This window comes from Sphingobium yanoikuyae (assembly GCF_034424525.1).
Lineage (GTDB): Bacteria > Pseudomonadota > Alphaproteobacteria > Sphingomonadales > Sphingomonadaceae > Sphingobium > Sphingobium yanoikuyae.
In genome coordinates this window covers 907,663-931,827 of sequence record NZ_CP139979.1, presented here as the reverse complement: position 1 = coordinate 931,827, position 24,165 = coordinate 907,663, and the positions used below count along the sequence as shown (strand labels likewise).

Sequence of the window (24,165 nt, the reverse complement as noted above, 5' to 3'; positions counted from 1 at the left end):
TGTCACCGCTGGAGCTTTCTCCGCGTGGAAACCGGACGCTTACGATCGTCTCATGTCGGCGCGCCCACAATCATAGCCGATCAGTTTGACGATCCGTTGCCCTGTACGCTGGGCCTCTTCCCACACGGGGTGCGGTAACCGGGCATTCGGCCCCGAGCGCGCACCCTTGATGAATTGGTCCTGTGGTGTCTGTTTATATTTTTGGGAACATGTCTTTTTGCCAAAAGCCAGAGACGGTAAGGTCTCATTCGCAATACAATTTCCATAAAGATCGTCGTAGCTTGTCGAGGCGAGCGTGACTTTCCGGCAGATGTCGATCGGTGGCCAACCCCATGATGCCAGAACCGCGTTCATTCGTGCAAGGTGAACGAGGGTTTCCGGTTTTTCGCCGCCGACATCGGCAAATGTGATAATCTGGGGCCGGATACCCGCCAGATAGAGCGCAATGAGCATTGCGGTGGAATCCACGCCGGCACCGAAACAGACGGCGAGCAGACGCCCTTCAAGGGAGCGCAGACGATGGGCCCATGCGGGCGGGCGAGCGACAATCACGTCTGGTTCCGCACATCGCCATGAATGATCTTGAAACCAGCGGCGGCAAGTTCGTCGCACAATGCTCGCTTGCGGTCCGCCCGGTCCCCCGATTTCGCGATGTAAGAGCAGCGGCCATGATGGAATTCGAAGCCCGCTCGTTTGAGGCACCCCCGGAAACGCTGGTGCGTACGCTCGCTCCACGCGAAGGTGCCTGCATAGTTGCGAAAGGCGGCAACCGCGTAGACCGAACCATAGTTCTCGTCGCGCCAGCGCAGTTCTATCTCTGGCGGCGACCGCCGCACGTCCTCCGAAGGTGGCACGTGCGTTCCATTGGGGCCGGTCATTGCTCTGCTTCCGGCGGCTGTGACGCATCGTTCGCCGCCCAATGGAGGAGGTCATCACCCTCCGCCTCGCAGGCCTCGCAGAATGTGCATTCATGTACGTCGATCAGCACCCATCCGCGGGTGATCTGGCTCCATCGGACGCAGGCATCGCGCACGACGCGATCACTTCCGCATCGAGAGCAGACAGGCTTGACGTCGGGCGGGTTCTCCTTCGGCTGCGGCGGGGTGAGCACATAATAGCGTTCGCCCGACGACAGGATGGTCCAGTCTTCAGACAGGCGAAGAGCCACAAGCCCGTAGAGATATTGTTTACCGAGAGAGTCCCAGCCTTCGGTAGCGGCTACAAGCGTCAGGGTCAGGCACGTTTCATCATGGGCCTCGAGAACCTCGACGTTCACATGGAGGTCTTCGCTGGATTTGTAGAAGCCGTAGCGATGCGTCGCGCGCAGCAACGGGTCGGGCAGAGTCTGCCCGTTGTCGGTCTTTCTGGACATGGTAGGATTCCTTATTGGTGAGATGCGCAGAGTGTCTCCACGCTCAGCGGGCGGCCTAAGTGAGGTGCGCGCTTACGGCTCGGCGAGTGGCGCCGGCGGGTTGGTTGCTGGAAGGTCAGGCCACACGGACAAGCAGGTGTTCGTCGTCAGCCGGCATGGTTTCGGAAACGCGGAACGGCTGGAGCGGATTGCCGGTCCGAACGACGAACTGGTTGCGGCCGGTCGCCTTTCGGAGCTGGACTGCGCAGGCGTACGCATGCTCGAACCGGCAAAGCTTGTTTCTGAGGGCAGACAATGAGGTCATGATGTCCTCCATCTAAGATATGGTGGGGATGCGGCGGGATGATGTGACCGGGGAGACGGATCGGAACGGTGCCCTATTCCGATGCGATTTCCTCGCCATTGGCGGGGGCAACCGGAACGCCGATGCAGTCTATGACGTGGCGTGCGGATTTCTCCCAACCGGCCTGGTCCAGAACGTCCGCTGCATCCAGTCTGGCAGCGTCCAGGTCCCCCTGGGTGGAAGCAAGCGCCATTCGGCGCAGGGCGCGGAGGGCCATATGCATTTCGATCATAGGGTCACGGCTTCCACGGTGATGCGAAACGCCGTGCCATCGTCGAGCACGAGATAGATTTGTGTTGCCCCCTCGACGTCACAACTGGCGATGCTGTCGATATTCGCGCTGGTGCCATGAACCTCGGAGATCACATGGGGCGGACGATCGTCAGCGGCCTCACCACCTTCGTCAATTTTGCCAATATGGGTTTCGACCAGTTCCGAAATCATTCCGGCGATCGTGCAGGCCCGCGTACCATTGCCTTCATCAACATCGATAATGTCGCGCAGAATTCCGGTCAGAGCATCGTTGATCGAGACGAGCAGGCCGCTGCGTGCGCTGTCGCCCAAAGGCTCCAGATATTTGTCGGGTATGAGGTTGTTGACCGCATGGGTCGCATCATCGACCAGCGTGTCGAATTGATCGTTATTCATAGGTGCATCCTTGGCAGGCACGACCAGGCGCGGCGTACAGGACGCCGGCCCGGTCATGGTTCGATGAAGCGTGGATTATTCGGCAGCGACTACTGCGGGTGCGTCGTCATTGTCCGCAAAAGCGGCTTCGACCTGATAGTTGACGGCGCGCACGGTGATCGCCCGGTCCTTGGGGATCAACCAGGAAACATGTTGACGCATTGCCTCGTGGACACGCTGGATGATCGCGGTATCTTCGCCAAGTAGCAGCAGATTGGCGGTAAAGCGCGCCTGCATTTCGAAGGCAGCCTGCTGCGTTTCGTAACTGTCGGTGTCGCAATCGTCACTGGCGTAAAAACAGGCGCGTTCGAGAAGGGATGCGAGGTCCCCAGGCTCGATTGTGCAGTCGGGCGTGAGCAGGATGGCGACCTCTTCGAGATCGGTCCAGCAATCGCCGGGAACGATCAGGAGATCGGCGGGCAATGCGATAACCTCCGCGGGTTCGTCGGAGCTGCCCGCTTCCTGCACGGCGATCTCGAGGGTGATCGCGTCGACCGGGCCGGACGTCACGCCCTGCGGTAGCTGCACATCCGCAGCATAGTCGAAGATATCACCGTTACCCTGTTGGACCCGAAAGGACCAACCCAGCACACGCGGCAGTGCGTCATACCAGCTGTATCCCACGAACTCGGGGACGGGATCGACGGGCGTTGCACCGAGCAACGGCTTTGAAGCAATGCCGCGGCCGACACACTGCTCGATATAGGGCTCGTCCGTCGGCATAAGGATCATTCGCCCACCCGCCACCCGGTCACCCAGAAGAGCATTGTCCGTTTCTGCGGTGCGTGGCACCCATCGCGAAAGCCAGGGTGCTGCTTCGGGCAGGGATACGCCCAGGGCCTTCGCTCGCAGCCAATGGGCATGAGAGAGCCGGTGGTGGCCCTCGCGGGCGACAGTGCGGTAGATTGCCTCCTCGCAGGCATCATGCAGCGCATTGAACGCAGCATTTTGCACGACCTCCTTGCGAGCCGGCAGCACGAGTTGAAGCGTAGGTGCGTCAACGATATCGACCTTGGCACACCAGCCAAGACCACCATCCGCATCTTGAACATGCGGCAACCGGCACGGCACTGTCAAACCATGAAAGTTCATTCGAACCAGTTCGCGTGGCAGATCATGTTTGGCGTCGAAGATGCCGATGCGGCAGCCGTTCCATTCCTCGACCCGAACCGCATCGCGAAGGAAGTCTTCATGGGGCATCCGGTTCCCGCAGAAATAGATGGGAACAGGGCAAAAGCGTGCGGCATTTTTCACTGCCTGTTCGAGAGCGCTGGCCCAGCTTGCGGGCAGATCGATCTCGATTTCGGTGCCCTTGGCGATCGAGGAAGGAACAAGATCGAGCAGTTTGCCGCTTTCCCACGCATCGGGCGTGATCGTGACCTGCCAGGCCGCCGAGAGTTCTGCGGCATAGGAACGCACGGTGACGTTGCGACCAGCGAGGCTGAATACGCCCATCCCGGCTGGGTCTTCGGACCGGGCGATGCTCTCGCTCCATCCGGAATCACCGAGCGTCAGAAATTTGGTTGGATCGGAAATTCCGCGCCCATCGTCACGAATATATAGTATAGGAGTGTCGCTCGCCCCACCTCTGGAAATATCGATTCGGGTCGCGCCGGCACGCCTGCTATTCTGGATGGTTTCAGTCAGAACATCCTGAACACTTCCATTGAAAAATCTTCCGATTTTCGTGAGAAGGGACTGACCGACCATAGTGTGAATGGTGCTGGGAAATGTCATTTGAGCCTCTGGGATTGCCGCGACACCTATGTCGCACCCCTCTCCTCCCCCTTCCCTTATGCACATCGGTTCAGCCCGTCTCTGCGATCACGCTCGTGACGTTCTGCACCCATATGGACGAGTCCTCATCGGTCAGCCCTTCATTGGCGCGATAATGTTCGACCGCATCACGGATCGAGCGAGCGATATAGTCGAGATCGGTCTGCGTCGGTGTCGGAGGCTCATCGGCGAACGATCCGATCTTGAGCTGGATCGAGAACGAAATCAGTGTGTCCATTTGTCGATGCTCCCGGTCTTATCGCGATGCAGGGTTGCCCCTGTCCGAATGCGAATGATCTTGGTCCGCACTCTCGCCGTCGCGAAGGTATCGTCGGTGAGATGTTCAAGCGTTTCCATGTCGACGGTCTCGAAGGTGACAGGCACCAGCGCAACAAGCGTCGGGGCCTCCAAATGCCCATGCGGTCCCATCAGGTCGAGGGCTGCGGCTATATGTCTGCGAACCTGACTGAAGGGCGGATTCATGATGACGCGCGCGAATTCCACCTTCCCTCGAACCTCCGCCGAATATTCGAGGAAACAGCGATTGATCACGGTTCCAAATTGGTAGAGCGGCGCCAGAAGCTTGGTATGGCGCTCGACCTGCACGAGCTCGCACGGGCTGTGCCCGCTTTCGATCAGGGCACGGGAGAGGCTGCCCGTCCCGGCGCTCGGCTCCAGGGTGAGATAGTCGCCGACCTCGCCGAGATAGCGCACCATGCGTGCCGCGACCTCTGGCGGCGTCACATGACATTCCGTGAATTTATCGATGGCGATGATCTCGGGCGTGGACGCGATTTCAACCTTCGCAAAATCGCTCCGAGCCTTCACGGCGATACGCAGCGGCTTGTCGGGGCGCGTGTAAACGCTGCGCTTCATGCTGCGACCTCCTCTTCAATCGCTACCCGGCGCGCTTCCGCTTCGAGGGTATCGAGGTCGATCGGCAGGGGTTTGCCAGGCTTGTCGCTGAGGACAACCACCGCATCGGGCTTGTAGAATTCACCGCCGATCGTTGAGACCCGGATGCGGGCGACCGGTTCGCCGGACCGCACACGCACATGTTTCTGCCACTCCATGCGTATGCGGCTGCCATCCGCCGCGATTTCCACTGTCTTGAAAGGGGCATAATCTCCCTTTGAATTGGCGGAATAGGTGGCCTGCGTCGTCGAATACACCTCAGCGGACTTGGCGGTGTGCCCCTTGCCCCTGCAGGAGGCAGCCATGCGCAGATTCCAGATCGTCTGGAGACGCTCGGCCTGCTCCCGCGATGGGTTGACCAACGGCATCCCTTCCGGCTTGGCCGAGACACGGCGCGCCTTTTTCCCAGGCACGATGTAGCCGACCGCCTGCATGAGATCGCGCCACCCGTCGTCGTTCAGCACGAGCATGGTTTCCGATGCGATATGCGCCGGAAGCGGGACCGGGCTCTCGAGCTGGAAATATCCTGGATCGGTTGCGGTGCATTTCGGGCTCTCGGCCCCATGTTCGCGGGTGAAGGCCTGGATGATGACTGGCGTGAGATCCCCGTCATAACGGGGCACATCGCCCAGCATGGAGCGCTCGAAGGCCAGTCGGTTCAAAACATGCTCGATCCAGCGTCGGCGCGTGGGACCGTAAGCCGCGCGGGATGCACCATTTATGCACATTTGCCTGGCGTCTGCCGGCGCGATCTCCCCTTCCTGGACCTTGTGGTAGAGATCATAGTTCGACCATGTTTCGCGGGCATTCATGTTGCCGAGCGCGTGACGTATCTGCTCATCGGTCTTGAGCTTTTCCCAGATCGCCAGCGCCGCATATGCCGCGTTGATTCCGCGCTGCAGATCGCGCAGTTCCACCAACAGGGTTTTGATCCGGTTGGCGCGGACCCGCGGATCGCCTTTCATGTTGGCGAAATGCTCCACATCGCTGGCGCGACCGAGCCAGTAGTTTGCGGCCTTTTCGGCTTTGACGGCGGCGGTCGAGGCTGAATGCATCCGTTCCTGCGTCTTGCGCGCCTGACGCTCACTCTGATGGCCGACAAGAATAGGTTGCCCCCCATAGAATGCCTGTGAAAGTTCGTCGGCGCGGCGTGCGAAGGCGTTGGCTTGACGGTGCCGCTTGTGTGCCAGCTCATCGAGTCTTTCGGCCTTGACGGCTGCACGCTCGGCAAGTGTCATCTCTTCCGCTTCGATTTCACCGGCCAGTTCGACGGCCAGGTCCTCACGCGCCGGGGTCCACTTGGGAGCAACGAAAAGCTCCTGCCGCGGCGCCCATTTGAAGCCGGCTTCCTTGACCCGCGCATAGGTTTCGGGGTCGAGGCGTGACGATGCGTAGATGCGGATCTTGTTATCCTCGGGGCTGTAGGTTGCGGTGAAGCTGGTCATGGAACATCCTTTCGATGCCCCTGCCCTGTGCGCAGGGGACAGGTGATGCGCGACACCGAGGCGGGATCGGTGCCTGAAATGGGTCGGTGGGTTCAGGGCGCGCCGGACGACGAAAACGGGCCCAAACGAGGCTCCAGGTCCTCAATGGCGATCAGGAAAGTCGTATCGCCTTCTCGGCAGGGGTTTCGATATGGACATAGCGCTTCCCGCCACTGCGACGTTTGCGAATGCGGCCGTCCGCAAATGCGTCGGCCCAGCGCCTCGCTTCGGCTGCGCGAGCGCCATCGGCGCATTCGTCGGCCTGTTCAAAAATCGCATAAGCCAGAGCGTACTGCTCGCGCTCCGGAAGGCTGAGAAGCGCCGCAGCAATTGGTAACGCACTCTCGTAAAACTCGATCGCGAAGCGACCGCGTCCGTGATGCATCAAAATGGCCATTCGGCCCTTGCTGCCGATACCCGTTGGTCGTGCTATCCTGACATCGTGCGATGCATAGGTGATCGACACGTTCGAGCCTTCCGGTTCATGGCGCCGAAATACGCGATCGTCTCGGGAAGGAAGCGGATGGGCGAGAACCTCATAGGCATCAAAGTTCTCGACCTTGCGAATGTGATTGTGTCCGATAACGCTCATATGCGCAATTCTCCTTCGCCCGCTCCGCAGTGTGGGCGGAGCGGTTAGGTGTTTGTCTGACAGGCTGTGTCGGTTGCGCCGCCTCCCCGGATGGCAATCTGGATCAGGGAAACGGACCTCGCCTATAGATTGGCGGGGATGGCCCTATCCGGCTTGATGGCCGGATGGCCGGGTTCGGACCAGTCGATGTGGCGGACAATCCAGCCAGGCACGAAATCCCAATCGAAACTCATGAGATAATCGTCGGCAATCTTGGTCCAGGCCGCGTCGACAGCATCGGTCCACCCAATAACGATCATTCGCATGGTGGCGGTGCCGGCCGCCTCAAAGGAGGCGCGAATATGTAGTGCAAGCTCCATAGTGTCGGGATTGCCGACCGGATTGTCCCGCAGGTCCAGCACGGCTTCCCAGAGGCAGGCCGCGGTTTCGAGCGCCAGGGCGGGAGCGGAAGTCTCAGGCATGGAGGAATTCCTTTCAGGTCCTGGACGATGTCATGCCGCGCGCCGCTCGCAATCCTGGCGGAGACCAAGATCGAAGGCGGTCAGGATATCGAAGATCGGTCCGAGGCGATCATATGCTCCGGTCAGATCGTCAATATCCGTCATGGTACAGGCATCACCCGGATCATGATCGAGCGTGAAGACCGGGCGGAGAAAGTCGGCGGTCATTTCCGGGAAGATGATCCGCACGATCAGTGTCTCGATGCGCCTGGCGAGCGCGCCGAGCCGAAGTCCCAAAGCGTCGCGCGCTGCGGAGTTCAGTTCAAAATAGCGATCCGGCGCGATAACCGGAGCGATGCGAAGGCAGGGAACACGACCGGCAACGGCAGGCGCCTTGATGACGCAGACCCGCTTGCGCCGCACCTCGTCGATGGCGTCGGCGGAAACGAGAGCGCGATATTCATAGTGGGGCAGCGTCCCCGCGATGCGGGAACGGGTGACAATGATTTCCATGGCGGGTCTCCCTCAGGCAACCAGTCGGCTTGTGGCGGCATCCGATTGGGGAAGATGCAGTTCGCGGCGGATGCGCGTGGCAAATCGCGCCGGTTGAAGGACCAGATCGTGAACTGAAGCCCAGTGGTTGCGATCGCCGACATAGTCTTTGCGGCCGCTGACCTTGCGGAACATCACCTCGCGGCCTGCGCCCATGCAACCGAGACTGAGCTGGACGTAGATATTTTCACCGTGAAGCGTGACCTCGCCCGAGACGGCGACACCCCCGCGTTGCGACGTTAGGGAGTAGCTATCCTCGGCGAGGCCCAGTGCGTCGGCAAGCGCCCGCAACGCCTTCCTACCGTCCGAATGGAATAGCTTCTTGGCGCGCTCGTCATAGGCGACACCTTTGTGGGCCAACGCGATCAGGGCAGGCTTGCGCCGAAGATCGGCGATAGCATCCATGCAGGAACGACGCAGTTCGATGTTGGGACGATCGATCTGGCTGGCGATGGCACCAAGATGGCGCGCGAGCAGAATTACCGCGGGATCGCTCTCATGAGCACATCCCGCATTTCGGCAGTCCTCAATGGCGGCGTTGAGCGCGTAGAGGGAGTTGGGCAGCGTGGTCAGTGCCGAGGGATCCAGAGCCTGCTGGTGTCGAAAGGCTATGTCGTAGGACATGGGGATTTCTCCTGAGGACCGAGCGCATCTTCACGCTCACCTCAACCCCTCCCCCTTTTCTCCAAGCAGACGGTCACCACTCAAAACATGGAAGCCGATCCGAAGCGGGGGCATCGCGGTCCAGGACCAGGTAGCTGCAACCTTTGTTTTGCGCGAATGCCAGGACATCAAGAAGATCGCCCGGGAGTTCCGCCTCATTATCAATCGAAGACGGGAGGGTGGCGATAAACCAGCCATAATGGGTATCAGCGATACTGATGGGGCGATCAGAGGGATCGCGCGTCAGCCATTTGTCGAGCCTCAGCGTCGTTGGCCATGAAATATGGGATGAGGATAAGGCTAGATAGTTGCCCATCTCAAGCTTGTCGGCATCATAGCCAAGGTCGGGATCGACCCATTCCATATGACTGACAAGACGGTCTTCCGGATGGTGATTGAAATAATCCCGCACCACGATCGCCGGATCGAGCTGCGCGGGATCGCGGTCTTCATTGATCTCACTCCATTGCGATCGGCAATAGACCGCGACTTGGGCCAGCAGCCCCTCATGACTGACCGCAGCGACGAGGCTGGTTCCCTGCCCATGGCCGATCAGCGCGACATGGATCGGAATGGACCAGGGGACCGGAGTCTGGCTGATCCTTGAAATGGCGACGTCGAGATCCGCTATGATCGCCGCAACGTCGCTCGATCCATTTGCATGAGGTGCTAGCGCTGCTTTAGCCCGTGCCAGCAACGCAAGGTGTTCGGACCGGATGTGATCTGCCATGGGAATATCCTTGCCGGTTAAGAGTGCAGTGGGTTTGGGATGATCGTTCCGCGATCACGAAGCATCGGTGTCGGGAATGCGCGCGGGTGCGTAGAAACCTGCTTGCGGCGGAAGAGATGCCGAGCGGTGACGTGCGAGACGGAATCCCTGAAGCCGATCAGCGGTGACGTGCGTCCTTGAGAGCAAGCAGGGTTCCGAAGCGGGCGCGCACGTCCGCCCCGGTCGGATAGAGGTTTTGCAAGCCATGCCGGCGCAGGATCGTCGACCTTACCGTTGCGATCTGTGCGGCTTCGTCAGATGTGGGAACACACGGCGGCCATCCTTTTACGAACCGCAGGTGAGGCGGCATGCTACTCTCAAGGCGTCGGCGCTCACCGGCATCGATTTTGGATTGGTGGATCGTGCGTAGCAGTGACGGTTGCAGGAGCTGCGGTGCCACATCGGCCAGCCAGCGCCCCGGCTGGAAAGAAAATGTAGAATCCGCCTCAATCGCGACAAGATGACGATAAAGGTCCAGATTGCCGGGTGCGCAGGTTGACGCGGCTATGTCGGAGAGCGACGCCAGAACGCAGAAGGCACAGGACAGTCGGCCAGCACCATAGCGGGCATAGGCTTCATGGAGCGGAAGATTGTGCGCAACATGGGCTGCAAAAACCTGGGCGGCAGTCCAGTGGACCAGTGGATGCCAACTGATCATGTGCGTGCCGGCCCGGTTACCGGGCTTGGCAAAGCGGTGATCCTCTCGCGAGACCGGCGTAAATCGCCGCGTGACACTTTCTTCGCGGCGTAGTCCGATGACGGAAACGATGGTCTCGCCTCTAAACCGTCTGGCGAGTTCCGGGCCGATCTGGGTTGCCTTCATTTCACTCTGGCAAAAACGGAGACTTGCGCTCGACCAGGGACCGATGAGATTATAGGTTTCGAGCGCTTCGTAGCGTGCTTTGCCGCTTTCGAAGCGCTGCTCCCAGCGCGCCACCATATCGCCGGCTGGTCGGCGAACGACCGCGAGGGGCACGTCTAGCCGGGCGGCGATCTCTTCGACCATAGCCGGGGTTGAACGCCACTCAGCGCGACCGAGGTCGGCGTGGATGGCAATGCGACGATCGCGGGGGTGACCGAGCCGGTCGAGCAAGGACATCGCGGCCCATGCGGAGAGTGTCGAGTCCTTCCCACCTGACAGGCTGAAGGCAAACCAGGCCTTTTGTTCTACCGCGGAGAGGATGACAGAATCGAAGGCAACGGGAATATCCTGACTGGTGATGAGTTGTGAAGCGGAATTTGGAAGGGACATGAGAAGCTCCTGACCGCTCCGACAATGGAGCATCTCCTCAATCCCTCTTCCCTTCAGCCCGATGCTCGCCGGGCATGGTCCTGTTCGAGCGACCAGCTATCGCGCCAGCCCGGATCACTAAACGCCGGCGCGTCGCTCTCACTCTGTTTGTCGATTGCGGACTGAATATCGGGAGCGTCGACGGTGACGGTGATCACGCGCTCGACCCGAAATATCTGCACGATGGAAATGCGGTGCGGCTTCATGATCTGGCGCCTTCAGGTTCGTGGTCGGGCCCGTAGCTACGGGAGCGGGCGAATTCGGTGTCTCCAGCTTCATCGACCAGATAGCCTGTGATCTCGTCGGCGTAGTCGATGTCCAATATGGTCGGCGATGCCGCTGTCAGCCGAAGGGGAAGGCCATGTGCGAACAACAGTTCGTCGGCCGCCTCCATCGCCGATCGATGGTCGTCAGCATCGACTTCCACTTTGATGCGGATCACGGCGTAGACGTGAACGAAGTGGCGTTGATCGGCGGCGCCAGGCGTTTCGTTGACTTTCTGTCTATCGGTTTTGGTCATGCTTCGTCCTTTCCACTGCCCTGCGGGAGCGACGCGGGATCTGGGTGGACTTGGAGTGCGGAGTGCATGGATGATCTTTTCAAAAGCACGAAACCCGGCGCGATGGCCGGGCTCCGTGCGGATGATCGATAGGATGGGAAGCAGATCAGTCGCGCAGTTCTCCTGCCGCTATATCGGCAATCCAGGAGGCAGCTTCCTCGAAGTCCGCATCCTGATCATCGACGAGTGCAGCGACCTCGACCGCGGCCGTGCGGCCAAGCTGACCAAGACGTTGGATGGCGGCAAGCAGGACTGGTGCGAGTTCCTTCGGTTCGGCGGTGCTGAGGTCAGGAATCATCATACAATTTACTCCAGATTAGAAAGAGGTCGGTAATCGGCCGGCAATATCGGCCAGCGCTCCGATGCGCCCGACCACGCGCAACGGAAACCAATGACATCAGCCATGGGGCGCTCGGTCGCCCGTCCCCGACCGCGGCGCGCCCTCGTTTTCTGGTTGAATGAAGGCTCTCGCGGCCGCTTGAGGATCTGCTTCGCTCATCGCCGGAATAGTCAAAATACTGCCGTAACCGGAATTACACGGCGGCGTTAAGCTGAAGGGCCGTCAAGGTGCGGCAAGCAGCATGTCGAGCGCCCTTGCAAACACCTCGTCGCTCGCGCCGTTGACTATAACTGCGTCGGGATTGGTAGCGCGCACCGCACGGGCGATGGTCTCGAGGGGGCGCTTGCGTAGCGGATATTTGAGGATGCTGTTTTGCTCAATCGTGATCAGGTTTGTGCGGAGCAAGCGCACGAGCCGCCGTCGCTCGAGTTCTCGCGCAAGCAGGTCACTCACCTCAATCTCGAGATCGTGATCGCAGGCTATATCTCCCAGGGAGCGCAGCGGGCGGTTCGCCTTGAGCCAGCCATCGACCTCAGCTTCTGTCCACCGTCCAACACGGTGATAGAAATCAGCCCCACCCGTCCCCTGGTTGCGTGCGTGAAAGGCCAATTTGCCATCAATCCAGATTTCGGCGGTATAGGCCGCAGTTTCCTGTGACAAAGCGGCGTTATAGCTGATCCTGCGTAGTTCGATTTTCATGGGAGAACTCCTGACTGCTCCAAAATGGCAGCACTCTCCCCCGTCCCTTCTCTCCTCCTCTCGTTGGGCCGAATTCGGATCGTCCGGGCCTGATAACGCGCAACCCTATGTCCTCAATCGAGCTTTCGGCGTCGACCAATCTGGTTGATCGTCGATCGGGCGCGGAGGAGAAAGTCGGCTCAAAGCTCATCGGCCTCTCCGCATGGTGAAGCGGAGGTTGCACGCCTTAAACATGCTCGTGACGCCAGACATTTTGTTGTTCGGGTCGTAGGCCCATGCGTCGATCCAGCCTTCCCAATCAATCACGACCGGCAGGTGCTCATCGTGAACATCCCAGATTTCTATCTCCCAATCAGGCAGGCGGCGGCGTTCACTCTCGACGCAGACCTCAGCCTCCACCTCGCCCCTGATCATTTGCTTCTTGCCGGAGGACGACCAGCTATCCCGAGATAGAAAGAAGTTTGCGTACTCGGCATGCCATTCCATGTCGCCCACCGAGAAGTTGTTCTCGGCAAAGCCTTGATGGGAGTTGCTACCCGGCTTGCGTCCTAGAATTATGCATCCCTCCGATGCCATCAGCGCTTCACGGCGCGCTGGGCCTACGGGTTCGATAGGCATATGTTCAGCTACTACGGTTCTCCGCGTGTAAAGCCAGCGCCAGCAGTCAGCGAGGGTCAATATCCCATCCTTTATTAGCGCGTTGAGCGAGAAAGAGGGCCAGACATGTCGAGCGGTCCAGCGTATCGGCTTCCAATGCCGATGCTTGTGCAAGACGTTCCCATGTTCCTACGTCGAACTGGCTTCCAGCTACCCGAAGAGTGAGGTCATGCGGTTCGATAGGATGTGCGAACATCGCAGTGGGTAGCGCAGCCTCGGGATCGAATGCCAGGATAGCCGAAGCATCATACTCCTCCTCGGTGAGGGATATGACGGTGTCCGGGAGGCGCGTGAGGATTTGAAAGCCGTGCTCGATGAGCGCGTCTCGGCTGGCTGGAGAAGCGTGCATAGTCTCATTCCTTGTGGTTGAGTTCATGGGAATGCGCCGGCAGCGCCACGATGACGGCGTCTGCTCGTGTTCCGGTACGGTAGGAGGCGGATAAGGCGTGCGCTGAGGGAAGCCGTGCCTTGCTCTGGGCATGCTTTCAGTGGGATCTTATCAGTCGCACATGCGGTTGGCGTCGGTTTACACCGGCACCGCCCGGGCGACGGCGGCGCGGCTGAGAGCCGGAATCTCAGGACGATAATAAGTGCTGTCGTCGGACAGGGCGATCGCCGCTTGCTCAGCACGGTGCCAATTCGAGGCATTGATCCTATAGATTTCGCTGGCATAGCGGTCTCCGCCGCTGAAGAATTCGACGGTCACAACGAAAGTGCGAAGCGGAATGTAAACGTCAGCGCTCATGAGACGGTGCTCCTTCTGATCAAGGGAATTGGGCCCGCACAAACGCACACGAGAATGAGCGTGATAGGCGGCGTGGTTGATCGCCGGGGCCAGAAGACCCCGGCGACTCAGCTTCAATTGACTCGTTCGAGAAGCCCGCGTGCCTTGCCTTCAAGATCGAGACGCGCATCTTGATGTGTCTTGGTGCGCGCAAGGGCCGTGATGCCGTTCACAAAATCGAACACGCTCTCCGGCGGATGGCCTTCTTCTGCGAGAACCATCTCGATCACCTTGGTGGTTTCCGATTTGGAGAATCCCCGCTTGCGCAGAAATTCCTCTCGGTCCTCATCCTTGCGGGCCACGATCCGCGTTCGCGCCGTCTGGATGCCGTCCACGAAGCAGCGCGGCGAGGCGTTGGCGAAGTGCTCAAGCGCGGGTTCAGCCTGTTGGGCAAAGCGCCCGGCGGCGAACTTGCTGTGCCGGATCTTGATCTCCTGGAAGTTTTCGACGCCCCACAAAATCCGATTTGCACACACTGCCCGCAGGTAGAATGTCGCAATTCCAAGAGTTTTTGCACCAACTTCGGAATTCCAGGCGTAAAAACCGCGAAAGAACAAATCCGGTTCGCCATTGGGCAGTTTGCCAGCCTCGATCGGGTGAGTGTCGTCGACCAAAAAGAGGAATACGTCACGGTCGGACGCAAAGAGTGTCGTCGTGTCTTTTGAGACGTCGACAAAAGGATTGTAGTGCATTGTGCGCCAGTCGAGCAGGCCCGGCACCTTCCAACGCGTGTCACCCGTCCCATTGCCGGCGAAGCGCATGACGGCGGATACTAACTCATGGTCCCAGATCCTACCGTACTCAGGGCCAGTTACGGCGCGGAGTTCCGGGCGACCGTTGTCGGTCTGGAGAAGTTTGACCTGTTCGCCACGATGATTCTGTAGGCCAAATTGGAGGTTGATGGCGGCGAGCGCTCCGGGCAGATCACGCAGGTAGGACGCCGGAGCGCCGACAAGGCTGCACATTTGCCCGAAAGACCAATTGGTCGGCGCGACCGGCATATCGTTGTCGGGCAAGACCAGAGCCAGGCGTTCGGGTGCATCGCGACGAGCCTCGACCTTGATCGCACGGCTCTCGATAATTCGGGTGTGGGCACGCTCAGCTCGAGCATGAACGCTTTCGTAGAGGTCACCGAGCGACAGGAAACGTTCGTCGTCGGGGCGCGCAAACCATTCGGAGGAAACGCGCGTGTTGGATGTGCCGCGCGAGATATCGACGCCATAGGCACCTGAAACAGCGCGCGTGGGACTGGGAACAAGCGTTGCCATGGAAGTTTCTCCAGGAGATATTTGGATGGAAGCCGGGTGCAGCGCGCATTCACACTGCCCAGCACCATCCCTTTCCCCCTTCCCTTTCCTGCCATCGGTAAGCAAAAGCGGACGCAGTCGCGGAGAGCATTGACAGAATCGTCACGATAGCGGGCGTAATGTTGTGGCCGGGCCCTATAGCGCTTGCTATCGTGGCTGCTTGCCCAGAGGCTCAGTGAACATCAGACCGAAGTTCCAAACAAAAGTGGGAAGAAAGATCGTATGACCGACAGCGCCGATATGTCCGAAACGCTCATCACGCTGACTGCGGACATCGTTGGGGCGCATGTCGCCAATAACAGTGTGGCGGTGGGCGATCTGCCGGCGCTAATACAGAATGTTCACGGTGCGTTGAGTGGGCTTGGCCAGAAAAAGGACGAGAGTCAGACCAAACCCGAACCGGCTGTGTCGATCCGCGCCTCCGTGAAGCCCGACTATATCGTTTGTCTGGAGGACGGAAAAAAACTCAAGATGCTCAAACGTCATCTGATGACGCACTATCAGATGACGCCGGATCAATATCGGGACAAGTGGGGCCTTCCCAACGATTATCCTATGGTCGCGCCTAACTATGCCGAACAGCGCCGTACGCTAGCGAAGGCAATCGGCCTTGGCCGGAAACGCAGTTCCAAGTCGGTCGAACCGGAAACGCCCGTAAAACCGGCCAAAGTACCGGCGACCCGGCGCCCCCGTAAGAAGACAGCTGAGTCCCCCGAACCCGCATGAGGGGCGGCCTTTGAAGTTGCATTTTGTATAAAGCTGAATAACCTTTGCAATTCGCAACTTGGCATCGCTCCATTGGCGCGATGCGATGTTCGAAAAGCGAGGGTTCTATGATCGCGGATGCCCGTCTGTACCGCCTGGATTGCTCGGAGTATTTCTCCAGGCTTATCAATCTGTGCAAGCGGATCCACTCAAGCCGGACCGGACATGACAGATCGTTATCAGACGTCATCGCCTACCGCGCTGGGCGAGCTGACGACACACTCGACCACGGCATTTCGGTGCTCCGCGAACATCTCGCAACGATCCCCACGACCGGCGGTCACGAGGTCGCTTTTGCGATATCGTCTGCTACCCTTGATCTTCTGGAACGGGCCAGAATCCGCTTTTCCGCAGCGCTCGATAGCGAGCTGATGATTGGCGACACAATTTCACTACTGTTGTTCGATTATGTCGTCGAGGACAAGACTGAAGCCGTTATGGCAAAGCTGAGACATCGAGGCGTCTTCTGACGGCACGCCATCCCAAGATCGCTCGTTCGGGCTGGCGTGCCGCAATAAGTCGTTGTCGTTAGGAGGTGCCTCCTATCCTAGTTCGGCCAAAATCCGTTCAGCATCTTCAGGCGGCAGGAAAACGCGAGTGCGGAAACTGATTATTTCCGTGAAAGCGCCCAGTGACTTCAGCCAATCGAGCCGATCATAGGGATAGTCCCGGATCTCGAACCTCTGCTGGCCATTGACGCGCACCCTGATCAGTCGCGTGCCGGGCAAGCCGTCGATCTGCGCACCATCGATCCCGCTCGCGGCCGCGATGATTTCAGCCGGTGAGAGCTTGACTGCGTCGGTGACATTGAAGCTGGCAGCGGTTTCCGAGAGCATTTCGGCGGAGATGATGCGACCGAGCCGCGACTGGCCACTGGCCTCGTCAACGATCCGCCAGACACGCACGTCATCTTCCGGCAGTTTGTTCCAGACCGGCAATAGCAGACCGGTGGCGATATGGACGATTTCAATATCGACTTGTTCGCGGGCCTGATCGGCTTCCTCCCGCCAAAGACGTTCGAATTCGCCTTTATCGATGCGTTGCCAGAAGCTGCGGGCCAGGCTTTCGAAACGCGTTCTATCCTGTCCTGTAGGCCGCACCAGCTGGCACATCGCGATGGGCTGGCCGTCCTCATCCATCGTCGACCAGGAAGGTACCCGCAAGGCGACCCGGCCTGAGCGATTGTTGCGGAGGTATGCGATGTCGTCGGTGCCACCCCACACACTCATCAGTCGCTCAAACCCGGTCACGTTGCGCTTGAGGTGAAGCTGGAGTTTCTGAAGGCGGGTTTCTGCGCCGGAGACCTCGTCATTGTGGATCACGATGTCTGAGAGCAACTCGACCTTGCGCGCGAGGATGGTCTCAACGCCGAGATCAAGCGTACCCGCTTCGCGCGCCGCATCGATGCGCGCCTGGATCAACGCGAAGAATTCCTCGAAGATCGCGTTTTGTGTAGAGATCCGAAGAGCTAGCAGCCGGTTGAGCCAGCGCTGGATCGGTGGCAACTTTTCCAACAGCTCGCCGGATTCCCCTTGAGTCAGCTTAAGCGCGGTCATCGTTTCGAATGCCTCGAGCGTCGTGCTTGTGAGTTTTCCGGCGTGCAGCAAATGATACCATTGATGCAGAGCATCCTTGGCGTAATCGCTCTCGAGATTGTCGGCTGGATCGAACAGGTTCTGACTGCCCGCCTGCCGTTGCCCACGCGTCAAAGCTCCAAGAGCGTCAAGCCGACGAGCGATGGTGCTGATGAACCGCCGCTCACCCTTGCAGTCCGTCGTGACGGGCCTGAAGATCGGTGGGGTCATCTGGTTGGTGCGATGGGTGCGGCCAAGGCCCTGGACCGCCGCTGGCGCGCGCCAACCAAATTCAAGACCAAAATGCACGCGCCTGCGGTGCGCGCTCCTGGAATTGCGATCCGAATGATACGAACGGCCTGTCCCGCCGGCTGCCGAAAAGGCCAGGATGTCCTTGTCGCCATTCTGGAATGCCTGCGTGTCTGCGATGCGGGCAAGCGGACTCAAGCGTTCGATCTTCTGCCGCCCGGCCCCATCAGTCACGATGCGGCGTGAACGGCCGGTGACCTCGGCAACCCGATCTGTGCCGAAGTGGCGGATCAGTTCGTCGAGTGCGGTCGCGACAGGCGGCATCGCGCAAAGCTTCTCGATTAGTCCGTCGCGAGCACGGACCGCTTCCTGGCTGAGGACGGGATTGCCTTCTTCATCGCTGGCCGGACGTGAGCGAACCTCGCCGCTATTGTCCTTGTAGACTTCCATTTGGCGTGTTGGGAACGCGTCGGTCAAATACCGGACCAGTATGTCGCGAGGAGACAAATCGATATCCAAATTGGCACGCTCATCGGGCGAGAGCGTCGCCAGCCGCCGTTCGAGGGTCGCTTCGGAAGTCGAGACCAGTTGCACGACCGCGACATGGCCCTGAGCAAGTTCAGCCTCGATCGCCTTCAGGAGCGTTGGCATCTTCATTGCCACCAGAAGGGCCGAAAAGAAGCGCTGCCGTGAACTTTCGAATCTGGAGAGCGCCGCGCCCTTGGCCTGCGCGTTGAGCGTGTCGCCTCCAACCTGATCGATCACGTTGGTCGCCTTGAGTACAGTATCGAGCCCGGCGTGCACGACTTGCCAGGCGTCGGCATAGGCATCGTAGATCGCTATTTGAGCCGCGGTGAGCTTGTGCTCGAGTGGCTCATATTCAATGCCGGCATAGGAGAGCGAGCGGGCGGTATAGAGGCCGGTCGCCTTGAGATCGCGGCTGACGACTTCCATTGCCGCGATGCCGCCCTTCTCCATCGCAGCGGTGAAGCTGGCGCGGGAGGTAAATGCGGTGCCAGCCCCCCAGAGTCCGAGCCGGATCGCATAGCCAAGATTGGCGGGGGTGGTCGCACCCGTCGCCGAGACATAGAGGATACGGGCGCGCGGCAAGGCATTCTGGAGGCGCAAACCGGTGATCCCCTGCTGTGAAGCCACGGCATCGCCGAAGTCGCTGGCAGCTGGCGCAGCATTGGCTAGGGCATGGGATTCATCGAAGATGATCAAACCCTCGTAATCGTCGCCCAGCCAGGCAAGGATCTGATCGAGGCGCGAGGGCCCTTTATCGCGGACCGAACGCAATGTGCTGTAGGTGAGGAACAAGATGCCTGCTGACATCGTGATAGGCTTTCCGAGCGGAATCGCGTCGAGCGGCTGGATGTCGGCAGCCATGCCGCCCAACGCTTCCCAATCTCTTCTCGCATCGCTCAGAAGAGGTCCGCTCAGCGATATCCAGACATGGCGCCGGTTACCGCGGCACCATTGATCCATGAGGCAGGCAGCGGCTTCACGGCCTTTGCCGACGCCGGTGCCATCACCCACAAAGAAACCCTGCCGATAGACATGGCCGTCTTCATTCTCGAACAGCTGATCGCCGGCCTCGTTGGGCATATAGCGACCGGGAAGATCACGCTCGAACGCACTGCCGGCAAGCAGGATTGTTTCTAGCTGCGCGCTCGACAGCGCCTTGAAGGTGCCGGGTGGCAATTCGGGCCGATAGCTCGGCACCGGTGGCAACACCGACGCCATCGCGAGCGTTTCGACCAGCTCATCGGGATGCTCCGCCGCACTGGGTATCTCGATGCGCGACAGTCTCCAGGGTGCGAAGATGCCGGCTGTCTCACCCATCGGCAGCGGTTTTTCCCGCACGATGAATTCGACTGGCTTTGGAGTGGTTTCGACGGCCGCGACGACAGGGGGTGTGAGCGGACGTGGCGCGGTCTCCCTGGCGAACATGGAAAAAGCCGATCCGCGGGTGCGGACCGGCTTGAGGGTTGGCGCGGGGGCCGAGGTCGTAGGCGGTGTTGGCGGGCCCAATCGATCAGGGAGAGCCAGGACATGCGGCAGAGCTTCAGCCAAGGCCTCGACTTGAATATAGTGGGTTTCGCCGGTCCAGCCCTTGTCGAAGATGAGCAATCGGATACGCGCACTGGTGCCATGTTTGGCATAGACGTCGCCGAGGATATCGATCTCGACGCGCGGGCGCACCACCTCACGGACCGCTGCATAGCCGGTTCGCCCCGGACCGTCGGCGGTGAAACTCGACGGCATGATCGCAATGCAGCGTCCTGCTTCCCGAAGTCGCAGCAGCGCAGAGCGCAGATGGCGGGCGCCGGCATGGCGATCGCGGCCACGGCCTTCGCTGCGCGAGAACGGCGGATTGATGAGCACGACGTCGGGCGCGAAGCTTGCGGGTAACCAGTCATCGATCGACGCGCCATCATAGCGTGTGACGGGTTGGCCGGTGACATGGGCGAGCAGGTCTGCGCGTTGAGTATCGCGTTCGTTGAGATGCAGAACCGCGCCTGCGCGTGCCGTGAGAATGGTGAGCATGCCGGTGCCGGCCGAAGGTTCGAGCACAACATCGGACGAATTCACCCGGGCGCAAAGGGCCGTGAGCCAGGCCAGCGCGATAGGTGTGCTGAACTGCTGGAGATCGACCTGATGTTCGGAGCGATAGGTCTGGGTCGGCAGGCCGCGTTCGAGGTCGGTGAGCGCCTTCAGGATCGCAGCGGGCTCGGACAATGTCAGCGGTGAGGACTCATGGTTTCGCAGGAACAGCACCTGGCCGGCTTCAAGCGCGTCATAGGCGTCACGCATCGACCAGACGCCCGAAGCGTCGTTGGCTCCGAACGTCTCGCGCATCAGCCGCGAGAGATGTTGGCGCGACATCGTGCCGGCACTGGCGAGATGCTCGGCGATGGTCAGCGCGACACTGTAGAGGCCCGCTGCCTTACGAGCGGCATCGGCGGCGTGGACATCGAGGCCTGCGGCAGACTGGATATTCATGATGATGATCTCCGGGAAATTTGCGCACGGCATCTGTCCGCAGAAACGGACGCGAAGACGCAGCGGGGATAAAGGAACGGGCCGGAACGCAAGCGCCCCGGCCCGAGTGAGAGGGAAGGATCAGATCAAGCGGCTTCAGCCAGATCGTCCCCGTCCGCATCATTCGCGGCCTCGACCGGTTCCTCGATGGCCGGCTCAGCCTGGGTTGCGCCGATGGCGGCCGCCAGCTCCGCACGGCTCGGACCGCTGGCTTCCACGACCGGCGGTTCCTCGATCCGCATGGGCTGGGGAAGCCAGGCAAGCACCTTGTCCTTGATCTCGGCTTCGATGATCGACTGCCCGGCAAACAGCTTCTCGGCAGAGGCTGAGAGGTCCGCCTTCTTCGCTGCGCCATAGCGGGACTTCAGATCCTCCCCGCCAATGTCCTCGAACAGATCGAGGATCCAGTTGCGCGTAACGGCATCGAAGAAGTTTCGAGTGGTGGGACGCCACCAACGCGCAACATCGATGTCGAGGCTGCGCCCCAGATGCCGCAAGAACGGCGCTCCCGAACCGCTGTCGGCGACCGGCTCGATGGTCCGCGCGATCGCCCAGGCAAACCAGTTGGCGCGCATTTCATCGTCCAGCGCCCGGAAGGCATCAAAGCGTGCAACAGGATCGCCGGCGTCCCGCCAAGAGTGATCAAGCTCCCCTTCAAGCTTGACCCAGGCTTCAGCAGCGGCCGTCTCGCTGACGAAATTGCCAACCCGTCGCTCAGGCAGCGGCGCCTTAAGCCCCGATGCAAGATCATAGGCTCCGCCAAACTTACGATGGGCGGCATCGACCATGACGAAGGTGCCGAGATCCATCGCGAAGTGGGGATCGTTCGCGACATGGAGCGCCACAAGTTCAGTCCGCATCACGGCCAGCCTATCGAGAAGTTTCTGACTGAGCTTTGACTTGCGCGGGGTCGCCGTGCTTTCTGCATCCGAGCCGGCGTCGTCGCCATCCTCCTCGGCATCCGGATCGATATCCTGATCGTCCTCGTCGGTCTCAGCGAGAAACAAGGCCTCTTCCACGACAGGCTGACCATTCTCGCCGATCACGATATAGGCAAGCGCCTTTGCTTTCTGCTCGGGCTCGAACACCTCCTGCCGGTCCATGATAGAGCCGAGTTCGGTTTCCAGCGCTTCGATCTTTTCGAGCTGCTCGTCGCTATACTCCTCGGCTTCAGCCGCTGTTTCCTCGATTTCCTCGATCTCCGCCTGGATTTCGGTCCGTCGAGTCTCCTGGGTCTCGCTGAGTGGCGGAACAACCCCCTGGAGGCGCCGCAATCCCATGGTTGCGGTGTATGGAACGTGGTTGGCTGCGATCGTACGGACTTCAGCGAACCCTTCACGCTCGCGGATGGCTTGGGCTGCTTCCGTGAGAGCCTCTTCAGCGAGTTGGTCGAGCAGTTCTCGGTTGGTCCAGAGTTCACTTTCGGCATCGGAATAGAGGTCTCTGTCGATGTTGCCGCCCGCCGCGAGATAGGCCTCACGGCCGACCAGCAACGCTTTCGGATGACCGCCGGTGTAACTCCCCGCTGTCACCTGGCGTTCGATCTCGGCAGCATTGTTCGCATAGTAGGTGCCGGCCAGGCTTTCGAACACCGATGCCTGCCGGACGGTATCGGTCGTCTTGGCGTAGGCCTTGGCGATGTCGAGTGTGATCTGCCCCTTCGCCAGTGCCTCAAATACCGGCGTAGCCAGGTTGGCGAGGCGTAGACGGCCCTCAACGAAACGTTCCGTCAGGCTGAACCGCTTTGCAATGTCGGCGGTCGTTTTCTTCTCCTTGTCGATGATCGTGCGAAAGGCCGTGCAGGCGTCCGCCGGGTTCATCGCAAGCTGGAAGAAGTTCTCAGCGAGGCTCATTGATATCGCGTCTTCGGCGGTCGGGACCACCATGACCGGAACCTGAAAATCCTTGGGCAACACGCCCTTCTCGATATTGCTGAGCGTCCGGGACAGACGACGGCCGCCAGCATAGATGTCATACTGGTCTTTCCGGCGCTTGATCGGGACGCCGATCAGGTTCTGGAGGACGATGCCAGTTTCGCCGAGATGCGCTTCGAACTGAGCATCCGCATCAGCGTTGGAATGCTTGCGCACATTGTCTTCCGCCACACGGCAGTTGACCGCGGGCACATAGATGATCGGAAATGTCATCGGTGTTACTCCTGTGCGGTGCATCCACCTGACCATCAGGCTGCTTTCCGCACATTCTCACCTCCCCCTCCCCTTTCTGACTGATACCGATCATTCCAATCGTTGAAGCCCGATCCGGGGAACCGTGTCTCAATGCGACGTCCCGGTCCTTGGTGAGCAGCTGCCGCACGTTGCGCTCCACGACGGCCCGCAGCGTCATCGTCTGGAAGCAGGATCAGATGCTCAATCCGTTCGGGTATGGCGACCAACGGAAACCGTTCAGATCCGAAGGCGGCCCAGACAGGGATTCCGAGCAAAATGTGGGCCGACCAAGCCGTTTCCCACCCTTCCGCCAGCCCGAGCACCCGGGTCGCGGCACCAAAGCGGACGGCGCCATGGTGAGGTCGGCCGAGCATGCGCTTTGGCGGAGCAAGATCGTTGACTGGCAACCCGGTACAAGGGTCGAGGAACAGCCGTTCGAGCGCGATGACACCCAAATCACCTTCGGCAGCCGCCAGCAGTGCGGGGCGAAAACGGACGTCGGTTCCCCTGCCCAGTGGAACGCGATCATGATAGCGCAGTGCCGGGTGCGGCCCGGCAAACCCGCGCGTGGACAGATAGTTGTCTGCAGGCGTGCCCGTCACTGGACGTGCCTCTTTCCAGAGAGAGCTAATCCGCCCGTTCAGCCGCCGTTCGCGTGCTTCATCGCCCCACCCAGCCTGTGTTTCGGCGGAGGGAGTAGAGAGTTTGTCCGTTCGAAGCGCACGCATGACATCGATGGTCGAACACCCCGCAAAGCATTTGAATAGAATGCTGCGCTCGCCGACGCGGACTGAAAGGCTTGGTGTGTTATCCTTGTGAGCTGGGCAGCGGCACATTACGCCCGATGGCCTCCATTCAACGCCGAGTGATTTGACGATCCGTGCAGCGGCGGCATGGAGACGGGGGTCAGCGCTGGTGCGTGAAAGAGCCATTGAGGGACACTCCGGTTTGAGCTTGCTTCCTCAAACCAAAGCCCCCTTCTCTTCCGGCGACTTTTTACCGGAGCGCTTATCGACGGGATTGTGTAGCCTCGTCAGGCAATGGCAATTCGCCAGCGTCGTCCATCTGGTTCATTCAACGTTGTACGACCAGCAACCTTATCCCGGAAAATCGGGTTCATGGCACATTCGCCGA

At 60.1% G+C, this 24,165-nt stretch carries 29 protein-coding genes; 2 read left to right on the top strand and 27 right to left on the bottom strand.

The genetic code is table 11. From position 1 onward, the window contains the following. Positions 1-39 precede the first annotated feature (39 nt). From U0025_RS04340 to U0025_RS04225, 24 genes are all read right to left on the bottom strand, one after another. Positions 40-552, bottom strand: a complete 513-nt coding sequence (locus U0025_RS04340; RefSeq protein ID WP_218916889.1) for an adenine nucleotide alpha hydrolase family protein — start codon at positions 550-552, stop codon at positions 40-42. Beyond that, positions 549-878, bottom strand: coding sequence for a hypothetical protein (locus U0025_RS04335; protein ID WP_257010996.1), 330 nt, complete (start codon positions 876-878; stop codon positions 549-551). The genes U0025_RS04340 and U0025_RS04335 overlap by 4 nt, the downstream gene beginning before the upstream one ends. Continuing rightward, on the bottom strand, positions 875-1,372 hold the full coding sequence (locus U0025_RS04330; RefSeq protein ID WP_004211504.1) for a hypothetical protein: 498 nt from the start codon (positions 1,370-1,372) through the stop codon (positions 875-877). Before U0025_RS04330 ends, U0025_RS04335 begins: the two co-directional genes overlap by 4 nt. A gap of 115 nt (positions 1,373-1,487) precedes the next feature. After that, positions 1,488-1,676: a hypothetical protein gene (locus tag U0025_RS04325; RefSeq protein WP_004211503.1), complete on the bottom strand. Its 189-nt coding sequence runs from the start codon at positions 1,674-1,676 to the stop codon at positions 1,488-1,490. 73 nt (positions 1,677-1,749) lie between these two features. Then, complete coding sequence (locus U0025_RS04320; protein ID WP_004211502.1) at positions 1,750-1,947, bottom strand: hypothetical protein; 198 nt, start codon at positions 1,945-1,947, stop codon at positions 1,750-1,752. After that, positions 1,944-2,420, bottom strand: coding sequence for a hypothetical protein (locus U0025_RS04315; protein WP_257010995.1), 477 nt, complete (start codon positions 2,418-2,420; stop codon positions 1,944-1,946). The genes U0025_RS04320 and U0025_RS04315 overlap by 4 nt, the downstream gene beginning before the upstream one ends. Before the next feature lie 18 nt (positions 2,421-2,438). Beyond that, positions 2,439-4,139, bottom strand: coding sequence for a hypothetical protein (locus U0025_RS04310; protein ID WP_004211499.1), 1,701 nt, complete (start codon positions 4,137-4,139; stop codon positions 2,439-2,441). A gap of 70 nt (positions 4,140-4,209) precedes the next feature. Next, on the bottom strand, positions 4,210-4,416 hold the full coding sequence (locus tag U0025_RS04305; protein WP_004211498.1) for a hypothetical protein: 207 nt from the start codon (positions 4,414-4,416) through the stop codon (positions 4,210-4,212). Continuing rightward, positions 4,404-5,054 (bottom strand): hypothetical protein, encoded by a 651-nt coding sequence (locus U0025_RS04300; RefSeq protein WP_004211497.1) that lies wholly within the window; start codon positions 5,052-5,054, stop codon positions 4,404-4,406. Before U0025_RS04300 ends, U0025_RS04305 begins: the two co-directional genes overlap by 13 nt. Further along, positions 5,051-6,538, bottom strand: a complete 1,488-nt coding sequence (locus U0025_RS04295) for a DUF3560 domain-containing protein (protein WP_004211496.1) — start codon at positions 6,536-6,538, stop codon at positions 5,051-5,053. The genes U0025_RS04300 and U0025_RS04295 overlap by 4 nt, the downstream gene beginning before the upstream one ends. Positions 6,539-6,689: 151 nt before the next feature. Further along, positions 6,690-7,169, bottom strand: coding sequence for a hypothetical protein (locus tag U0025_RS04290; protein WP_004211495.1), 480 nt, complete (start codon positions 7,167-7,169; stop codon positions 6,690-6,692). 122 nt (positions 7,170-7,291) lie between these two features. Next, entirely contained in the window at positions 7,292-7,630 is a 339-nt protein-coding gene (locus U0025_RS04285) for a hypothetical protein (protein WP_004211494.1), read from the bottom strand. A gap of 30 nt (positions 7,631-7,660) precedes the next feature. Then, positions 7,661-8,122 (bottom strand): hypothetical protein, encoded by a 462-nt coding sequence (locus tag U0025_RS04280; RefSeq protein ID WP_004211493.1) that lies wholly within the window; start codon positions 8,120-8,122, stop codon positions 7,661-7,663. Between the two features lie 12 nt (positions 8,123-8,134). Then, on the bottom strand, positions 8,135-8,785 hold the full coding sequence (locus U0025_RS04275; protein WP_004211492.1) for a hypothetical protein: 651 nt from the start codon (positions 8,783-8,785) through the stop codon (positions 8,135-8,137). A gap of 73 nt (positions 8,786-8,858) precedes the next feature. Continuing rightward, positions 8,859-9,554 carry a DUF5983 family protein gene (locus tag U0025_RS04270; RefSeq protein WP_004211491.1) on the bottom strand — a complete coding sequence of 232 codons (696 nt, stop codon included), beginning with the start codon at positions 9,552-9,554 and terminating at the stop codon, positions 8,859-8,861. A 157-nt stretch (positions 9,555-9,711) separates the two neighbouring features. Then, a complete protein-coding gene (locus tag U0025_RS04265; RefSeq protein ID WP_004211489.1) occupies positions 9,712-10,845 on the bottom strand; it encodes a phosphoadenosine phosphosulfate reductase domain-containing protein in 1,134 nt (377 codons plus the stop codon). A gap of 53 nt (positions 10,846-10,898) precedes the next feature. After that, a complete protein-coding gene (locus tag U0025_RS04260; RefSeq protein WP_004211488.1) occupies positions 10,899-11,090 on the bottom strand; it encodes a hypothetical protein in 192 nt (63 codons plus the stop codon). Beyond that, positions 11,087-11,404, bottom strand: a complete 318-nt coding sequence (locus U0025_RS04255) for a hypothetical protein (RefSeq protein ID WP_004211486.1) — start codon at positions 11,402-11,404, stop codon at positions 11,087-11,089. Before U0025_RS04255 ends, U0025_RS04260 begins: the two co-directional genes overlap by 4 nt. A 145-nt stretch (positions 11,405-11,549) precedes the next feature. Next, positions 11,550-11,744 (bottom strand): hypothetical protein, encoded by a 195-nt coding sequence (locus U0025_RS04250; RefSeq protein ID WP_037491199.1) that lies wholly within the window; start codon positions 11,742-11,744, stop codon positions 11,550-11,552. A 261-nt stretch (positions 11,745-12,005) separates the two neighbouring features. Next, positions 12,006-12,482, bottom strand: coding sequence for a hypothetical protein (locus U0025_RS04245; RefSeq protein ID WP_004211483.1), 477 nt, complete (start codon positions 12,480-12,482; stop codon positions 12,006-12,008). A 186-nt stretch (positions 12,483-12,668) separates the two neighbouring features. Next, positions 12,669-13,160: a hypothetical protein gene (locus tag U0025_RS04240; protein WP_147373616.1), complete on the bottom strand. Its 492-nt coding sequence runs from the start codon at positions 13,158-13,160 to the stop codon at positions 12,669-12,671. Continuing rightward, positions 13,147-13,488: a hypothetical protein gene (locus tag U0025_RS04235; RefSeq protein WP_037491197.1), complete on the bottom strand. Its 342-nt coding sequence runs from the start codon at positions 13,486-13,488 to the stop codon at positions 13,147-13,149. The genes U0025_RS04240 and U0025_RS04235 overlap by 14 nt, the downstream gene beginning before the upstream one ends. Before the next feature lie 177 nt (positions 13,489-13,665). After that, positions 13,666-13,884, bottom strand: a complete 219-nt coding sequence (locus U0025_RS04230) for a hypothetical protein (protein WP_004211479.1) — start codon at positions 13,882-13,884, stop codon at positions 13,666-13,668. A gap of 113 nt (positions 13,885-13,997) precedes the next feature. Next, entirely contained in the window at positions 13,998-15,191 is a 1,194-nt protein-coding gene (locus tag U0025_RS04225) for a hypothetical protein (RefSeq protein WP_004211477.1), read from the bottom strand. A 261-nt stretch (positions 15,192-15,452) separates the two neighbouring features. Between U0025_RS04225 and U0025_RS04220 the strand changes: the two genes are divergently transcribed. Beyond that, entirely contained in the window at positions 15,453-15,956 is a 504-nt protein-coding gene (locus tag U0025_RS04220; protein WP_004211476.1) for a Ros/MucR family transcriptional regulator, read from the top strand. 107 nt (positions 15,957-16,063) lie between these two features. Then, on the top strand, positions 16,064-16,465 hold the full coding sequence (locus tag U0025_RS04215; protein ID WP_004211475.1) for a hypothetical protein: 402 nt from the start codon (positions 16,064-16,066) through the stop codon (positions 16,463-16,465). Positions 16,466-16,537: 72 nt separating this feature from the next. On the opposite strand, the gene U0025_RS04210 is transcribed toward U0025_RS04215, so the two are convergent. The 3 genes from U0025_RS04210 to U0025_RS04200 form a co-directional block, all read right to left on the bottom strand. Continuing rightward, positions 16,538-20,824 (bottom strand): strawberry notch family protein, encoded by a 4,287-nt coding sequence (locus U0025_RS04210; protein WP_004211474.1) that lies wholly within the window; start codon positions 20,822-20,824, stop codon positions 16,538-16,540. Between the two features lie 125 nt (positions 20,825-20,949). Beyond that, on the bottom strand, positions 20,950-23,010 hold the full coding sequence (locus tag U0025_RS04205) for a ParB/RepB/Spo0J family partition protein (RefSeq protein WP_004211473.1): 2,061 nt from the start codon (positions 23,008-23,010) through the stop codon (positions 20,950-20,952). Between the two features lie 35 nt (positions 23,011-23,045). Then, positions 23,046-23,963: a DUF7146 domain-containing protein gene (locus U0025_RS04200; RefSeq protein WP_004211472.1), complete on the bottom strand. Its 918-nt coding sequence runs from the start codon at positions 23,961-23,963 to the stop codon at positions 23,046-23,048. Between the last annotated feature and the right edge of the window lie 202 nt (positions 23,964-24,165).